We start from the raw sequence: 15,280 nt of genomic DNA on the forward strand, positions 1-15,280 counted from the left end.
CATGACCAAGGCTCTGATGGAGACGGAGGCGGGCCCGATCGAGCTCGAGCTGTTCGAGGCGGACGCACCCAACACCGTGGCCAATTTCGTCAAGCTGGCGAAGGATGGCTTTTACGACGGTCTGGCTTTCCACAGGGTCATTCCAGGTTTCATGGCCCAGGGAGGCTGTCCGAACTCCCGTGAAGGATCCAAGGGCATGCCCGGCACCGGTGGCCCTGGCTACCAGATCGACTGTGAGATCAATTCCAAGAAACACCAGGCAGGCACGCTGGCGATGGCTCACGCCGGCAAGAACACCGGCGGCTCGCAGTTCTACATCTGCCATGAGGCTCAGCCTCATCTCGATGGCGTGCACACCGTGTTCGGTCTCACCGGGAACATGGACACCGTGCTGAAGCTGGGCAACGGATCCCGTATCACCAAGGTCACCATCCAGGACTGATCAGTCCGTGGTCCAGTGCAGCAGGGACGGTTCGGAAGGCAGCGGTCCGTCCCCCTGCCCATCAACCAGGTCGTTCAGGCCAAGCTCGGTCCGCTCCAGCGTGTGGGGCGGATGCATTGCCATCCGGTCGGTTGCTGCCTTCAACAGACCGAGTCGACGTGTCTCCGGCCATTGCGCCATCAGACGCAGCAGGGGGAGAGGATCCTCCTGACCCGGACGAAGCGTCCAGACGAACTGGGGGCGCTCCCAAAGGGCCAGCAGGCGGGGGGTCTGGACGGCTTCCAGCAGGAAGCCGTGGTCCGAGGCCGCCGACTCGGCTCGTCGACGGATCTGAGGCCACTGGTCCGTGGCGGCGTCGACGGCCAGCGCCAGCACGGTGCAGGGTCCCTGTTCTGCCATCAGATGACCGAGCTTGTCGCGTTTCGTGGCCAGATACTCGGCGTTGTGATCCCCGGCATCCATCACAAGCGGAACGCGTTCCTCCACCTTCAGTCCATAGCCACCGAGGCCGGCGATCTTGCGCGGGTTGTTGGTCAGAAGCCGCAGATGGTGGATGCCGAGGTCGGAAAGAATTTGAGCTCCGACCCCGTAATTGCGCAGGTCGGCCGGAAAACCCAGGCGCTCGTTGGCTTCCACCGTGTCCAGCCCCCCATCCTGGAGGCTGTAGGCCTTGAGCTTGTTGATCAGTCCGATCCCCCGGCCTTCCTGCCGCAGATAAACGACGACGCCTTCCCCCTCCTGTTCGATCCTTCGCAGCGCTGTCTCTAGCTGGGAACGGCAATCGCAGCGAAGTGAACCGAAGGCATCGCCGGTGAGGCATTCCGAATGCATGCGCACGAGCACCGGTTCCTTCAGGGCTGCAGGATCTCCCTTGATCAGGGCGACGTGCTCGGAACCGTCGAGTTCATTGCGATATCCGATCGCCTGAAAGTCGCCGAACTGGCTGGGCATGCTCGCCTGGGCCTGTCGTCTGACGAACCGCTCGTTTTCCAGTCGGTATCGGATCAGATCCGCGATGTTGATCAGCTTCAACCCCCAGTGGGTGGCGTACTCCCGCAGCTGCGCCAGCCGAGCCATCGAGCCATCGGTGTTCTGGATCTCGCAGATCACACCGGCTGGTGCCAGTCCGGACAGCTGGGCGAGGTCAACCGCGGCTTCGGTGTGCCCTGCCCTCTTCAGAACCCCACCCGGACGGGCCCGCAGGGGGAAGATGTGACCGGGGCGCCGCAGATCGGCCGGTCGCGTGGACGGGTTGAGGGCCACCTGGATCGTTCGGGCCCTGTCCTCAGCGGAAATCCCCGTGCTGACGCCATGCTCACGGCCGGCATCGATGCTGACGGTGAAGGCGGTCTCATTGACGTCGGTGTTGCGATCCACCATCAGGGGCAGATCGAGGGCATCCAGACGACTCCCCTCCATTGCCAGGCAGATCAGTCCACGGGCTTCGGTGGCCATGAAATTGATCGCTTCAGGGGTGGCGAACTGCGCGGCGCAGATGAGATCACCTTCGTTTTCACGCTGTTCGTCGTCGACCACCACGACGCAGGCCCCGTTACGGATGGCCGCCAGGGCATCGGGAATGCTGTCGAATTCGATCTGATCTCCCAGGGTCCTGAAAACGATGGAATGAGTTGTCATTATCGATACCTGTACGATCAGCCGCGGTTTGATACCGCCCATGGACAGCAGTATCCCGTCGCCCCTGGCCGCGATGACGTCATCGGAGCCGTCCAGGGTCGCGGTGATCGGTGCCTCGGGTTACGGCGGGCTTCAGACGTTGAGGCTTCTGCTCGGGCATCCTCGCTTCGATGTCACCTTTCTGGGGGGAGAGCGCAGTGCCGGACAGCGCTGGAGTTCGGTCTGTCCATTCCTCCCCCTTCCCGACGATCCACAGGTCCAGTCGGCTGATCCCGACCGCGTCGCGGAGGCCGCTGACTACGCGGTGCTGAGTCTCCCGAACGGACTGGCCTGTCAGCTCGCACCCCGTCTTCTGGAGCGGGGTGTTCGCGTCATCGATCTGTCTGCCGATTTCCGTTACCGGTCGCTTGAGCAGTGGAATCAGGTCTACGCCCAGGAAGCCGCCCGTCTCAACAGGACCGATGCCGATCTCTGCCGAGATGCCGTCTATGGGCTGCCGGAATGGCATGGTCCGGCGATCGCCGAGGCCTCGCTGGTGGCGGCCCCAGGTTGTTTTCCCACCGCCAGCCTGTTGCCGCTGCTGCCCTTCCTGAAGCAGGGGCTGATCGACACCGACGGGATCATCATCGACGCGAAGACCGGTACCTCCGGGGGAGGACGTGTTCCCAAGGAGGCCATGCTGCTGGCTGAGGCCTCCGAATCGATCTCGCCCTACGGAGTCGTCGGCCACCGACACACCTCCGAGATCGAGCAGCTCGCACAGGAGGTTGCGGGGCAGTCCGTGCAACTGCAGTTCACACCCCATCTGGTGCCGATGGTGCGCGGATTGCTGTCCACCGTCTACGCGCGGCTTCGTGATCCGGGCTTGACCGCAGAGGACTGCACGACGGTGCTGGAGGCGGTCTATCGCCATCATCCCTGCGTGCAGGTGATGCCGGTGGGTACCTATCCGGCCACCAAGTGGGTGCGCCACACCAATCGCGCCATGCTCTCGGTGCAGGTCGATACCCGAACCGGGCAGCTGATCCTGATGAGTGCCATCGACAATCTGATCAAGGGACAGGCCGGTCAGGGCATTCAATGCCTGAATCTGATGGCTGGTCTCGAGCCGGAAACCGGACTTCCTCTGCAGGCCTTCTATCCCTGACGCCAGCGCAGTCCGGCCCTGAGAACGGCTTGAGGCAGCACACGATGCTCCTGGCGGCGGATGCGAGCCGACAGGCTGACGTGATCATCCGTTTCCAGCACTGGAACCGCCGCCTGGGCAAGGATCGGGCCGGCATCGAGCTCCTCGGTGACCAGGTGAACGGTGCAACCGCTGATGGTCACGCCAGAGGCCAGGGCCTGCCCGACAGCATCCAGACCCCGGAAGCTGGGGAGCAGTGAGGGATGAACGTTCAGCAACCGACCCGCAAACGCCTGAACCAGCACCGGTGTGACGATGCGCATCCAGCCGGCCATCACAATGCCTTCCACCTCCGCTTCCCGGAAGCGGCGCACCAGTTCACGATCGAGTTCAACGCGATCGCGCAGGACCCGGTGATCCAGCACGCTGCAGGGCACGCCGAGACGCTGCGCCCTCTGTTGCGCACCACATCCTGGGTTGTTGACCACCAGCAGAGGGATCTCCGCACACAGCTCCCCCGCCGCGATCGATTCCACCAGGGCTTCGAAATTGGTCCCGTTTCCGGATGCCATCACGCCGAGTCGCAGCGGAGCACGCAGAGCGGCGCACTGTTCTGCGTGGGGATGCATCAGGGCCTGGTCCGCCGGTTCACGCTGGCTAGGGTCTGAGAAAGCGGGCATCCGGATTCATGTCCCATCTCTCCATCCTGCCGACCGTCTTCACCCGCCTCGACCTGCTTGAGACCGCACTGGGGCTCGAAGGGTTCGACGTGATCCGCCATGGGGTCCTGCCTGATTTCGGTCGCGCCCCCCGATCCGTGGATCTGCTGGCGCTCCGCGACGGCTCCCGTCCCATGGGCTGGTGCATCGATGACCAGGGCGTGATCCGTCTGCACGGAGATCTTCAGCGGATTCCGGGGTTGTCCTCCCGTCTGCAGCGCCTCTCGCGTCGCTACGCCTTGTTGTCGGCGATCGACTCACTGCAGTCCCTCGATCTGCCGACCGCTGAGTTCAGCATCGGCCAGTGCTGAGGTGAGTTCCGCTGTCCGGATCCATCTCGACCTTCGCGAGCCTGAACGGCAGACGGTTCGGGTCAGCCTGAGCTGGTCTCCGGAGACTATGCACCAGTCCTGGCAGATGCCGGTCTGGACACCCGGGTCCTACACGGTTCGGGATCACGTGCAGCACCTTCACAGCCTGCGGCTCGAGTCTGAGGGCGGACCCGTCCCGTTCCGACGTGTCACACCATCGCGCTGGCAGGCCGATCTGCCCCATCTGGCTCCGCTCACGCTCAGTTACGCCGTGGAGGCGCGCAACCTGACCGTGCGCACCTGCCACCTGGATCCGGACCTCGCCTCCCTCTGCCTGGCGGGCCTGGCCATGGAGGTGGAGGGATGTCGCTGGAGCGCCCACCAACTGACCGTCAGCGCACCGGAGGACTGGTCCGTTCACGTTCCCCTTGATCACTCCGGCGAAGGCTGGATCGCCGCTGACTTCGATGCACTCGTCGACAGTCCGGTGCATGCCGGTTCCCTCGAAGTCCGTCACTTCCGCGTGCTGGATCATCAGCATCAGCTGCTTCTGATCGGAGCGCCCCCCGGAGGATGGCCCCCCAGCTTCCTCGACGATGTCATCGCCGTCTGCGAGGCCACCTGCCGCCTGATGGGAACACCACCGCCGGCGGCAGACCGCTACCAGCTGGTGCTGATTCTTCTGGAAAACGGTTACGGCGGCCTTGAGCATGATCACGGGGCAGTTCTGCACTACAGCTGGGCTGCACTGGAGAAACCGGAGGGATACCGGCAGCTGCTGCAGCTGATCGGTCATGAATACCTGCACCAGTGGAACATCCGCCGTCTTCGCCCTGCGGAGTTGCGTCCCTACAACTACGGCTCCGCGGTGATCAGTGAGGGGCTTTGGTTCGCCGAGGGCATCACCAGTTATTTCGATCTGGCCCTGACGTTGCTCGCGGGCCGCAGTGACCGGCCGACCTTTCTTGCCGATCTCGGCGATGAGCTTTCAAGGGTGCAGCTCACGCCGGGACGTCGGGTGCAGAGCCTGTCCGACAGCGCCCGGGAGGCGTGGGTGAAGCTCTACAAGGCGACGGCGACCTCCCGCGACACGCAGGTGAGCTACTACCGCCTCGGAGCTGCAACGGCCTTCTGCCTGGATGTTCGCTTGCGCCGGCGCAACTCATCCTTGTCGTCTCTGCTGCGCCGGCTCTGGGGCAGCCACGGCAGAAGCGCCCGCGGGTTCCACCGCGGCGACATCCAGGCCCTGCTGGCGGAATCCGATCCGGCCCTCTCCGATGATCTCGCAACCTGGCTTGATCAGCCGGATTCCCTGCCGCTGGAAGCCTGCACGCAGGAGCTCGGCCTGCGCCTGGATCCGGTGATGCGTTCATCCCCCGATCCCGGCATGACTCTGCGGGACGAGGGTGGCGCGGTGCTCGTCAGCCGCGTCCGCCCTGGCGGCCCCGCTGCCACCGCGGCCCTGGTTCCAGATGATGAACTGATCGCCGTTCGGGGCCGGCGGCTGCGGCGGATGACCGACATCTCCGGATTACTCAAGGGTTCGACGCCTGTTGGGATCGTCTATGCGCGCCGCGGTTGCCTCGCTGAAACGCATCTGATTCCTGACGAAGCGGTAGACCGCTGGCTGCTCTCCTGGGACCCTGGGTCAAGCGCATCTCAGCGGGCCCTGCGGGATCAATGGTTCCAGATCCTCTGAATCGTCGCCTGTCCGATGTTCTGAAGATGATCGGCAGGCATCCAGGTGCTCTCCTGAGTGCCCTGGCTGCGGGGGCCCTGACCCTGGTGCTGGTGACCTGGCTTGGAGGTGAACAGGGGGAACGCTCCCACGCCGGTGATCGCCCCTCTCTGCTTGAGCTGCTGGATCAGGTGAGCAAGGAGCGGGGCCGTCAGTTGGAGGATGCTCCCCTCGACACCGCGCCGCAGGCCCCCCGAGCTCGATCCTGGACCTCACCCCTGGCCCGCCAGTGTTCAGGCATCGATCCCGCGGTGAAGCAGCGCCTGGAAACGCTGATGAGCCAGGAAGCGTCCTGGCGGTCCGATCTCGCCATCGACGCCACGAACTTCGGTCGGCGACACGAACGCGATGCCTTCGGACGCCGCCTGGACATCACCCCCCGGGTGGTGGTGATGCACGAGACGGTCTATTCGATGACCTCTGCGGTGAACACCTTCCTGACACCCCATCCCCGGGACGAGGATCAGGTCAGTTATCACACGCTCATCGGCAGGGATGGTCGTGTTCTCGACCTGGTGGACCCGTCCCTGCGTGCCTATGGCGCCGGCTACTCCGCCTTCCTGGGGGAGTGGGCCATCACCAACAAGCGCTTCAAGGGGTCGGTCAACAACTTCGCCCTGCACGTCAGCCTGGAGACCCCCAGCGAAGGGGCCAACAACAACCCACGCCACAGCGGCTACAGCTCATCTCAGTACGACGCCCTAGCACTTGTTCTGTCGGGCTGGATCCGCGATTTCAACCTGCCGCCGGCAGCGATCACCACCCATCGGCATGTGGATATCGGAGGCGAACGCAGTGACCCACGCAGTTTCGACTGGGCAGCTCTTCAGAGCCGGCTCGCTTCGCTCGGAGATCTGTGTGTCGCCAGGGCCCTGACCCCCTGAGTCAGATCAGCCAGTCCGCGCCGCCGTGCTGTTTGCTGTAGATCAGTCCGTGCAGCTCGGCGTCCTGCATGTAACGCAGAACCCGAGCCGGGTAATCGAGTTTGCCGTTGTGGAGATAGGTGAGTGTGGCGATCGCCTTGGCGTCGAGATAGGAGCGGCTCGCCTGAAGCATCGACTCAGCCGGCAGTCCAAGGGCACGTTTCAGCCGCTGCAGCTTGCCGGCGAGCAGTTCAACGTTGAAGGCAGGATCCAGAAGCTGTTCCCGTGCCCAGGCGATGTCGGTGTCGCTGGGATCCTCTGGTAGCCAGTTCTGATGAATCAGCTCAGAAATCCCGATCTGGGCGGGACCGTGGGTGCGGACCAGACCGGAGTGGGCGATGAAGGGCAGGGATTCCCCCGGTTTGGAATGCTGGATCTCATCGAACAGGATTGCCGTGAGCAGCATCGGGTTGACGCGATATCGCGCCGACTGGCGGTGGATATCGCTCTTCAACGAGCGCAGCTGATCCAGGGTGCGGGTCCGCAGCGGTTGAAGCTGGTCGACTCCGTTGGTGAACAACTGGGCGAGAGGTGTCTGAGGGCCGTGCACCCCGAAGCGGACCTGCAGCATCCGCAGTTCCTCCGCGGAGAAATCCGTCGGGTCCCCCTGCTGGGTGATGGTTTGTTGCGCGTTCTCGTCCGCAACGGTCTGTCGATGGTCCTTCCCAGACAGAAGCACAGCCGAACTGGTGAGAAGTCCCAGGCATGCCAGCAGTGGCAGAGCGGATTGACGCAGGAACTCACCCATGAAGTGCAGAGCTGGACGGGAACAACACGGCACAGAAATTAGCCGTGGTGTCGCAGGCGATGGGCAGTCCGTTCGAAGATGGATAACTTCATCGTGAGTGCATCCTCAGGCCCTGATGAGTTTTCCGGATTTCAACGGTACCGATGCACAGATCCAGTGGCAGAGATTCTGTGATCTGATCTGGTACCACGACGATCTCGGACTCTGGCTTGATGTGAGCCGGATGCATCTCAACACCTCCCATCTCGATCAGCTGCAGCCTGGCTTCGACAAGGCCTTTGCGGCGATGCAGGAGCTGGAGGCCGGTGCGATCTCGAATGCCGATGAGCAGCGCCAGGTCGGTCACTACTGGTTGCGCCATCCCCAGCTGGCCCCCTCCGAGGAGGTGCGCGTTCATGTGTCCCGCGAGATCGATCAGATCGAATCGTTCGGCAAGGACGTGCTCAGCGGCACCATCAAGGCCCCCAACGGGGAACCGTTCACGGATGTGCTCTGGATCGGCATCGGCGGCAGCGGCCTCGGCCCGCTTCTGATGATCAGGGCACTCCAGCGCCATGGGGAGGGTCTGCCCTTTCACTTCTTCGACAACGTCGATCCCAACGGCATGAGCGCCGTGCTGGAAGCCCTCGGAGAGAAGCTCAAGACAACGCTGGTGGTGACGGTGAGCAAATCCGGTGGCACGCCGGAACCTCACCTGGGCATGGAACAGGCCCGTCACCGGGTCGAGGCCAACGGCGGCCAGTGGGCGGGTCAGGCCGTCGCGATCACCATGCTGGACAGCAAGCTCGACGTCGAGGCTCGGCAGCAGGGCTGGCTGCAGCGGTTCGACATGTTCGACTGGGTCGGCGGACGGACCAGCATCACCAGCGCCGTCGGCCTGCTCCCAGGAGCACTGATCGGATGCGATATCCGCGAGTTTCTGGGTGGTGCCGCCCAGATGGATGAAGCCACGCGGGTGGCCGATCTTCGTCGCAATCCTGCTGCGCTGATGGCAGCGTCCTGGTTCGTTGCCGGCGACGGCAAGGGCAAGCGCGACATGGTGGTGCTTCCCTACCGCGATCGTCTCGAGGTGTTCAGCCGCTATCTGCAGCAGCTGGTGATGGAGTCCCTCGGCAAGCGTCTCGACCGCGACGGCAACGTGGTGCACCAGGGCATCGCGGTTTACGGCAACAAGGGATCCACCGACCAGCACGCTTACGTCCAGCAGCTGAGAGACGGAGTCGACAACTTCTTCGCCACCTTCATCGAGTGTCTCGAGGATGTTGAGGACATTCCCGAGATCAAGGAGGAGCGTCCAGGGGATTTCCTCGATGGATTCCTGCAGGGCACCCGATCGGCACTGACGGAAGGAGGTCGACAGAACATGAGCATCACCATGCGCCGTTTCGATGCCCGCCGTCTCGGCGCGCTGATCGGACTGTTTGAACGGGCGGTCGGCTTTTACGGAGAGCTGGTGAACATCAATGCCTATCACCAGCCTGGGGTGGAAGCCGGCAAGAAAGCAGCTGCCGCCGTGCTGGATCTTCAGAGCCGTGTGGAGGGCGTGCTCAAGGACGGTGCATCCCGTTCCGTCACGGAGATCCGTCAGGCCCTCGGGGAGGGTTCCGACGAATCAGTCTTCTGGATCATGCGGCACCTCACCGGCAACAAGCGCGGCTACACCGCTGAAGGCGACTGGTCCAGTCCCGCCAGCATGCGATTCAGCAAGGTCTGAAACCACGGATTTGCAGCTGAGTGATTCAGGGCACCAGATTCACCAGCTTGCCCGGCACGACGATCACCCGGCGCGGCTCAGCTCCCTCGAGCCACTTCTGAGCCACCTCACTGCTGAGGGCGAGTTTCTCGAGGGTCTCCTTGTCCGCATCGGCGGGAACGCTGATGGTTCCCCGCACCTTCCCCTTCACCTGAATCACCAGATCAACGCTGTCCTGCACCAGCGCCGAGGCATCCAGCTCCGGCCAGCTCTGCTGATGCACGCTCTCGCTCCCCCCGAGTTTCTGCCAGAACTCCTCCGCGAGATGAGGCGCGAACGGGGCCAGCAGACGCACGAGCACCGAAAGGGCTTCACGCAGCACGGCGACACGCAGGCCTGGGAGATCTGTGGCATTGATGGCATTGGACAGCTTCATCAGCTCGGAAATGGCCGTGTTGAGCTGGATGTCATCGCTGAGGTCCTCCGTAACGGCCTCGATAGCGGTGTGAACGGCCCGTCGCAGATCCGCTTCCTCCGGCGTGAGCTCGGCGGGACGCCCCTCACCGCCGTCCTGCTGATCCAGCAGGGGACGTGAGCTGTCGATCAGGCGCCAGAGCCGTTGCAGGAAGCGGTACTGGCCCTCAACGTCGGCGTCATCCCATTCGAGATCCTTCTCTGGAGGAGCTTTGAACAGGATGAACATTCGGGCGGTGTCGGCGCCGTAACGGTCGATGACAGCCGCAGGATCGACCCCGTTGTACTTCGATTTCGACATCTTCTCGAACAGCACCTCAAGGGCATCACCCGTCACGGGATCCCTGGGATCTGCGGGATCGACGACGTCGGCCGGTGCCACGTATTTACCCGTGACCGGATTGCGGTAGGTGGTGCCCTGCACCATGCCCTGGGTCAGCAGACGCTGAAAGGGCTCACCGACATCGATCAGGCCTCGATCCCTGAGGGCCTTGGTGAAGAACCGGGAATAGAGCAGGTGAAGAATCGCGTGCTCGATGCCGCCCACGTACTGCTGAACGGGCAACCAGCGGTTCACCGCTTCCCTGCTGAAGGGTGTTTCGCTGTTGTGCGGGTCCGCGAAGCGCAGGAAATACCAGGAGGAGCACATGAAGGTGTCCATCGTGTCGGTCTCACGTCTGGCCGGTTCACCGCAGGACGGGCAGGGGACATTCACCCAGTCCTCCTGCTGGGCCAGAGGCGAACCGCCCTTCCCGGAGAGGTCGATCCCCCTTGGCAGCTCGACCGGCAGATCCTCTCGAGGCACAGCCACCGCACCACAACTCGGACAGTGGATGACCGGAATCGGACACCCCCAGTACCGCTGGCGGGAGATCAACCAATCCCGCAGGCGGTAGGTGACCTTGGCCTGGGCCCAACCCTCTGCGCTGCCATGGGTGGTGATCGCCGTCTTGGCAGCGCTGGAATCCAGACCATCGAAACGGCCGGAGTTGATCAACTGCCCCGGCTCCGTCCATGCCTGCCCTGCCGCGATCGCATCGGCTGCGCCGTCGGCTTCGATCACCTGGCGAACAGCCAGTTTGTTGCTGGTTGCGAAGGCCATGTCCCGCTGATCGTGAGCGGGCACGCCCATGACAGCGCCGGTGCCGTAGTCGGCCAGCACGTAGTCAGCGATCCAGACCGGCAGCTCCTCTCCCGTGAGTGGATTGATCACACCGGCGCCGATGGGGACACCCCGCTTGGGTCCGTCGTCGCTGGTGCGTTCCAGGTTGCTGAGTCGTGCAACCTCCTTCTGAAAGCGACGCACGGAATCCGTGTGATCAGCATCGAGGAGCTGATCCACCAGCGGATGTTCCGGAGCCAGCACCACGTAACTGGCTCCGGCCAACGTGTCCGGCCGGGTGGTGAACACCGTGAGGGTGGTGGCTGGATCAGCGGTGACCGCAAAGGTGATCTCGGCCCCCTCCGATCGGCCGATCCAGTTGGCCTGCATGGTGCGGACACGCTCGGGCCAGCCGTCGAGCTGATCCAGGTCCCTGAGCAGTGCCTCGGCGTAGTCGGTGATGCGCAGAAACCACTGATTCAGCTGCCGCTGCTCCACCAGGGCCCCGGAACGCCAGGATCGGCCGTCGGCATCCACCTGTTCGTTCGCCAGCACCGTCTGGTCGATGGGATCCCAGTTGACCGTCGCGTTCTTGCGGTACGCCAGCCCACCGTCAAAGAGTTCAAGGAACAACCACTGGGTCCAGCGGTAGTAATCGCTGTGGCAGGTCGCCTGTTCGCGATCCCAGTCGATGGACAGTCCGAGACGGTCGAGCTGGCCGCGCATCTGTTCGATGTTTCGGTCCGTCCATTCGCCGGGGTCGACATTCCGTTCGATCGCTGCGTTCTCTGCAGGAAGGCCGAAGGCATCCCATCCCATCGGATGAAGAACGGCATGGCCGCGCATCCGTTGCACCCTCGCGATCACATCCGTGATCACGTAGTTGCGCACGTGACCCATGTGCAGAGTTCCCGAGGGATACGGGAACATCGACAGCGCGTAGAAAACCGGTCTTGTCGGATCCTCGGGGGTTCTGTCCGTCCCAAGATCACGCCAACTCGACTGCCAGCGCTGCTCCAGTTCGGAGGGCTCGTAGCGGCTGTTCACGGGCGACCGGTCGACGGCAAGGCTGCGATCGTGCCACAGCCTGCTGTTTCAGCCGAGTGGACGGATCACGCAGATCTGCCGGCGCCCGATCAGCACCGGGCGTTGCGCTCCCGGTCGTTCGATCGCCAGAAATTCCGGGTCCTGCCACACCAGCCGTCCTTCCAGTCGCTCCGCGCCGAGCACTTCGATGGAGAGCGGACAGCGTTCCCGGATCCAGGACTGCAGCAATCGGACGCCGGGAAGGCTCGAGTCCAGTGGGGTGGTCTCCATAGGATTCGGACAGTTCCCCAGCGGTCATGCTGCACTTCAGCAAATATCAGGGACTTGGCAACGACTTCCTGATCCTCGAGGGACGCAGAGGTCAGCTCCCTGCTGAAATCGTTGACCCCTCTGAGGAATGGGTGAGGCGGGTCTGCGACCGACGCTTCGGAGTGGGCGGTGATGGAGTGATCCTGGCCCTGCCTCCGGAGGGAGCGGCGGATCTGCGCATGCGCATCTTCAATGCCGACGGCACGGAGGCGGAGATGTGCGGCAACGGCATCCGTTGTCTGGCCCGCTTTCTGGCCGACAGTGACGGCTCCCCTGTCGGCATCCGCTGGTCGATCGAGACCCCGGCAGGTCTGATCTGCCCGGAGCTTCAGGGGGACGGTCAGCTGAAGGTCGATATGGGAGCACCCTTCCTGCTGTCCGATCAGGTGCCCACGGGCCTGGCCGTTTCGGACCGTGGTCTTCCGGAAGGCGTCATCGATCTGGATGGTGTGGAGATGGCGGTGGCTGCCGTCGGCATGGGCAATCCCCATGTGGTCGTGCCGGTCGAGGATCTCGAGGCCATCCCCTTCGACACCTGGGGCGCTGCTCTGGAACGGCATCCGATGTTCCCTGCACGCACGAACGTCCACTTTCTGCGGGTGCACGACCGCCGCTCCCTGGAAATCCGCGTCTGGGAGCGCGGGGCCGGACCGACCCTTGCCTGTGGCACCGGTGCCTGCGCGACGCTCGTCGCCGCCAGTCTGCTCGGACTCAGTGATGACCAGGCGGAGGTGCTGCTGCCTGGCGGACCGCTGCAGATCGCCTGGAGCGGACGTGAGGGATCCGTTCTGATGACCGGGCCAGCCGAAGCCGTCTTCGATGGGGTGCTGTCACCGGATCTGATTCCGAGCATGGCCCCGGCCATGCAGGCCAGCATCGGGACGGCCGAGCCGGACCCTGATCTGTTCGACTGTGCAAAGGACTGTTCGGAAGCCTGTCTCCGGCCAGACAACTGCCTCCGTGATGAAGCGCAGCAGAAAGTCCAGGCCTTCCTGAACAACACCTCGCTGGATTCCATGCTCAATCTTGCGAGTGAGTCTCTGGAACAACGGATCCGCAGTCGGTATGAGCGAAGCGAAGGCTGACATCTACCTGGATGCGGCGGCGACGACCCCTCCGTCGGCCGACGTGATCGAACGGATCCGCGTTGTCCAGGCCGACACCTGGGCCAACCCCAGCAGCCTTCATGGTCCGGGTATCCGGGCTGCCGAGTGCCTGGAACGGTCCCGTCAGTCGATTGCCAGCGCCCTCGGGGCGGAACGCGACCAGCTCACCTTCACCTCCGGCGCCACGGAATCGGTGCATCTGGCTCTTCTGGGCACGGCGCTCAAAAGGGACCCTGCCCGTCTGGTGATCTCGGCCGTTGAGCATCCCGCCGTGGTGGCAGCGGCACGGCGGCTGGAGCGGCAGGGCTGGAAGCTCCTGCAGTGGCCTGTGGACGGCGATGGACTGATCCGGCTCGAGCTGCTCGAGACGATGCTCGCCCCACCGACACAGCTTGTGTCGATGATCTGGGGGCAGAGCGAGGTCGGAGCTCTGCAACCGGTTCTGAAGGTCGCGCAGGCCTGCCGGCAGCGCGGAATCACCTTCCACACCGACGCCACTCAGGTGATCCCCCAGGGTTTGATCCGCTGGAACGACCATCCCATCGATCTGCTGAGTCTCTCCGCCCACAAGCTGCGGGGCCCCCGTGGTGTGGGCTTGCTGCTGCACCGAAGCGATTCGGTCCCCGATCCGCTCCTGGGCGGTGGTGGACAGGAAGGGGGCATCCGTTCCGGCACCGAGCCTGTGGCGTTGATCGCTGGCATGGCGGAAGCGATGCGGGGTCTGCCCCGCTTCGATCCAACGGTGCATCCTGTGCCGCCGGGTGATCCGTCGGTTCGGATCCAGAGGGACCGTCTTCTGGAGAGGTTGTTGCGCATGGACGGTGTGCATCTGCTGGGTCCTGCGCTCCAGGCGCGGCTGCCTCACCACATCTCCCTCCTGATCGGCGACCGCAAGGACAGACCCCTGTCCGCTCGTGCCGTCGTCCGGGCGATGGCACGGGATGGACTCGCCTGCAGCAGCGGCAGTGCCTGCCATGCAGGCCGGACGGAGGACAGTCCTGTGCTCGCCGCGATGGGGACGGCTCCGGCCTGGCGCCGTTCGGGATTGCGGCTCACCCTGGGCACGTGGCTGAGCGATGCGGATCTGGCCACGGTCCCGGATCGCCTGGATGCAGCCCGCCAGTCGTGCACCTGAGATGCTGGTCCAATGAGCACATCCACTCCCGTACCGGACCATCTCCCTGCTGATCTGGCCACCGCGGAGCTGGATCTTCAGAGGGCTGTGCTCGACGCGATCGGTGCTGTTCCCAGTCGCCGTCTGGCCGCATCTCTGCTCTTTGAGGGTCTTCGGCTGCTTCCCATCGCCCTGCGGCTTGGGAATGCACTGAAGCAAGCAGGGCTTCAACCGACACTGCTCTGGCCGGATGCGGGTGCTGCCGCCTTGGCCCGCCGGGAAGCACCGGAGCTGCAGACATTCATCAAGGACTTCAACCAGTGGTCGGCAGGAACCGAGGCGGGTGACCGCACGGATCTGATCCTGGCCATCTCCCCTCAACCCTCCGACTACGAGGATTTCCAGGAGATCTGCGAAGCCCATGCCGGCATGGTGGTCATGCTCAACGGCAGGCTCGAGGACGCTGCTGTCGGCATCGGCAGTGTCGCCCGGGAACGACGGCGCGGATTCGTTGCGTCCTGGACCGCCTGCTACTGGTTGCAGCCACTCGATGCCGGAGCCCTGATGCGGATCCATCCGGATGACTGGCGGGTCTTCAGACAGGACCCGGACGGTTACCGGTTGGCCGGAACTCTCAGCTCCCGGCCTGATTCCGAAGATCTTGCCGAGCTGCTGTCAACGGACGGAACCCAGGGCATCGCAGCGCAGCTGAACACTGTCGACCGATTCCTCGACGGACTTCGGAACTGATCCGAATCGCTTGATCCATCAGCGAACAATCCGTATGGTT

General features: G+C 63.9%; 14 protein-coding genes. 9 read left to right on the forward strand and 5 right to left on the reverse strand.

The genetic code is table 11. From position 1 onward, the window contains the following. The first annotated feature begins 1 nt into the window (after position 1). On the forward strand, positions 2-442 hold the full coding sequence (locus tag KR49_RS01695) for a peptidylprolyl isomerase (protein WP_043691074.1): 441 nt from the start codon (positions 2-4) through the stop codon (positions 440-442). Here the strand turns inward: KR49_RS01695 and ribBA are convergent, their stop codons facing one another. Continuing rightward, complete coding sequence (gene ribBA, locus KR49_RS01700) at positions 443-2,080, reverse strand: bifunctional 3,4-dihydroxy-2-butanone-4-phosphate synthase/GTP cyclohydrolase II (protein ID WP_071839641.1); 1,638 nt, start codon at positions 2,078-2,080, stop codon at positions 443-445. Between the two features lie 40 nt (positions 2,081-2,120). Here ribBA and argC point away from each other — a divergent pair, with 40 nt between their 5' ends. Beyond that, positions 2,121-3,227, forward strand: a complete 1,107-nt coding sequence (argC, locus tag KR49_RS01705) for an N-acetyl-gamma-glutamyl-phosphate reductase (RefSeq protein ID WP_253912787.1) — start codon at positions 2,121-2,123, stop codon at positions 3,225-3,227. Here the strand turns inward: argC and purN are convergent. Continuing rightward, the gene (gene purN / locus KR49_RS01710; RefSeq protein WP_052378129.1) at positions 3,218-3,886 is read right to left on the reverse strand and encodes a phosphoribosylglycinamide formyltransferase; all 669 of its coding nucleotides are present in this window, start codon (positions 3,884-3,886) and stop codon (positions 3,218-3,220) included. The two genes, argC and purN, sit on opposite strands and share 10 nt — an antisense overlap. A gap of 8 nt (positions 3,887-3,894) precedes the next feature. Between purN and KR49_RS01715 the strand changes: the two genes are divergently transcribed. The 3 genes from KR49_RS01715 to KR49_RS01725 are packed head-to-tail and all read left to right on the forward strand — an operon-like array spanning position 3,895 to position 6,858. Further along, positions 3,895-4,236: a hypothetical protein gene (locus KR49_RS01715; RefSeq protein ID WP_043691075.1), complete on the forward strand. Its 342-nt coding sequence runs from the start codon at positions 3,895-3,897 to the stop codon at positions 4,234-4,236. Between the two features lies 1 nt (position 4,237). Then, positions 4,238-5,935, forward strand: a complete 1,698-nt coding sequence (locus KR49_RS01720; RefSeq protein WP_043691076.1) for a M61 family metallopeptidase — start codon at positions 4,238-4,240, stop codon at positions 5,933-5,935. Next, the gene (locus KR49_RS01725) at positions 5,917-6,858 is read left to right on the forward strand and encodes an N-acetylmuramoyl-L-alanine amidase (RefSeq protein ID WP_043691078.1); all 942 of its coding nucleotides are present in this window, start codon (positions 5,917-5,919) and stop codon (positions 6,856-6,858) included. Before KR49_RS01720 ends, KR49_RS01725 begins: the two co-directional genes overlap by 19 nt. Position 6,859: 1 nt before the next feature. Here KR49_RS01725 and KR49_RS01730 read toward each other — a convergent pair whose 3' ends face one another. Further along, positions 6,860-7,645: a hypothetical protein gene (locus tag KR49_RS01730; RefSeq protein WP_043691080.1), complete on the reverse strand. Its 786-nt coding sequence runs from the start codon at positions 7,643-7,645 to the stop codon at positions 6,860-6,862. Positions 7,646-7,760: 115 nt separating this feature from the next. On the opposite strand from KR49_RS01730, the gene KR49_RS01735 reads away from it, so the two are divergent. Next, positions 7,761-9,359, forward strand: coding sequence for a glucose-6-phosphate isomerase (locus KR49_RS01735; protein ID WP_043696472.1), 1,599 nt, complete (start codon positions 7,761-7,763; stop codon positions 9,357-9,359). A gap of 25 nt (positions 9,360-9,384) precedes the next feature. Here the strand turns inward: KR49_RS01735 and leuS are convergent, their stop codons facing one another. Further along, positions 9,385-12,000, reverse strand: coding sequence for a leucine--tRNA ligase (gene leuS, locus KR49_RS01740; RefSeq protein WP_052378130.1), 2,616 nt, complete (start codon positions 11,998-12,000; stop codon positions 9,385-9,387). A gap of 9 nt (positions 12,001-12,009) precedes the next feature. Continuing rightward, positions 12,010-12,231 carry a hypothetical protein gene (locus KR49_RS01745; RefSeq protein WP_043691083.1) on the reverse strand — a complete coding sequence of 74 codons (222 nt, stop codon included), beginning with the start codon at positions 12,229-12,231 and terminating at the stop codon, positions 12,010-12,012. 26 nt (positions 12,232-12,257) lie between these two features. Here KR49_RS01745 and dapF point away from each other — a divergent pair, with 26 nt between their 5' ends. Genes dapF through KR49_RS01760 form a run of 3 tightly spaced genes read left to right on the forward strand, consistent with a single transcriptional unit; the run spans position 12,258 to position 15,240 of the window. After that, positions 12,258-13,355 carry a diaminopimelate epimerase gene (dapF, locus tag KR49_RS01750; RefSeq protein WP_043691085.1) on the forward strand — a complete coding sequence of 366 codons (1,098 nt, stop codon included), beginning with the start codon at positions 12,258-12,260 and terminating at the stop codon, positions 13,353-13,355. After that, positions 13,336-14,511 (forward strand): cysteine desulfurase family protein, encoded by a 1,176-nt coding sequence (locus tag KR49_RS01755; protein ID WP_043691088.1) that lies wholly within the window; start codon positions 13,336-13,338, stop codon positions 14,509-14,511. Before dapF ends, KR49_RS01755 begins: the two co-directional genes overlap by 20 nt. A gap of 12 nt (positions 14,512-14,523) precedes the next feature. Then, positions 14,524-15,240, forward strand: a complete 717-nt coding sequence (locus KR49_RS01760; RefSeq protein ID WP_043691089.1) for a DUF1995 family protein — start codon at positions 14,524-14,526, stop codon at positions 15,238-15,240. Positions 15,241-15,280: the final 40 nt, after the last annotated feature.

Source organism: Synechococcus sp. KORDI-49 (assembly GCF_000737575.1).
Taxonomy (GTDB): Bacteria; Cyanobacteriota; Cyanobacteriia; order PCC-6307; family Cyanobiaceae; genus Parasynechococcus.

Excerpts from the sequence above, each read along its gene's own strand:
- KR49_RS01755 (WP_043691088.1), top strand. The coding sequence starts at position 13,336 with ATGAGCGAAGCGAAGGCTGACATCTACCTGGATGCGGCGGCGACGACC.
- KR49_RS01725 (WP_043691078.1), top strand. The coding sequence starts at position 5,917 with ATGGTTCCAGATCCTCTGAATCGTCGCCTGTCCGATGTTCTGAAGATG.
- KR49_RS01730 (WP_043691080.1), bottom strand. The coding sequence starts at position 7,645 with ATGGGTGAGTTCCTGCGTCAATCCGCTCTGCCACTGCTGGCATGCCTG.
- dapF (WP_043691085.1), top strand. The coding sequence starts at position 12,258 with ATGCTGCACTTCAGCAAATATCAGGGACTTGGCAACGACTTCCTGATC.
- purN (WP_052378129.1), bottom strand. The coding sequence starts at position 3,886 with ATGCCCGCTTTCTCAGACCCTAGCCAGCGTGAACCGGCGGACCAGGCC.
- KR49_RS01715 (WP_043691075.1), top strand. The coding sequence starts at position 3,895 with ATGTCCCATCTCTCCATCCTGCCGACCGTCTTCACCCGCCTCGACCTG.
- KR49_RS01735 (WP_043696472.1), top strand. The coding sequence starts at position 7,761 with ATGAGTTTTCCGGATTTCAACGGTACCGATGCACAGATCCAGTGGCAG.
- argC (WP_253912787.1), top strand. The coding sequence starts at position 2,121 with ATGGACAGCAGTATCCCGTCGCCCCTGGCCGCGATGACGTCATCGGAG.
- ribBA (WP_071839641.1), bottom strand. The coding sequence starts at position 2,080 with ATGACAACTCATTCCATCGTTTTCAGGACCCTGGGAGATCAGATCGAA.
- KR49_RS01760 (WP_043691089.1), top strand. The coding sequence starts at position 14,524 with ATGAGCACATCCACTCCCGTACCGGACCATCTCCCTGCTGATCTGGCC.
- KR49_RS01695 (WP_043691074.1), top strand. The coding sequence starts at position 2 with ATGACCAAGGCTCTGATGGAGACGGAGGCGGGCCCGATCGAGCTCGAG.
- KR49_RS01745 (WP_043691083.1), bottom strand. The coding sequence starts at position 12,231 with ATGGAGACCACCCCACTGGACTCGAGCCTTCCCGGCGTCCGATTGCTG.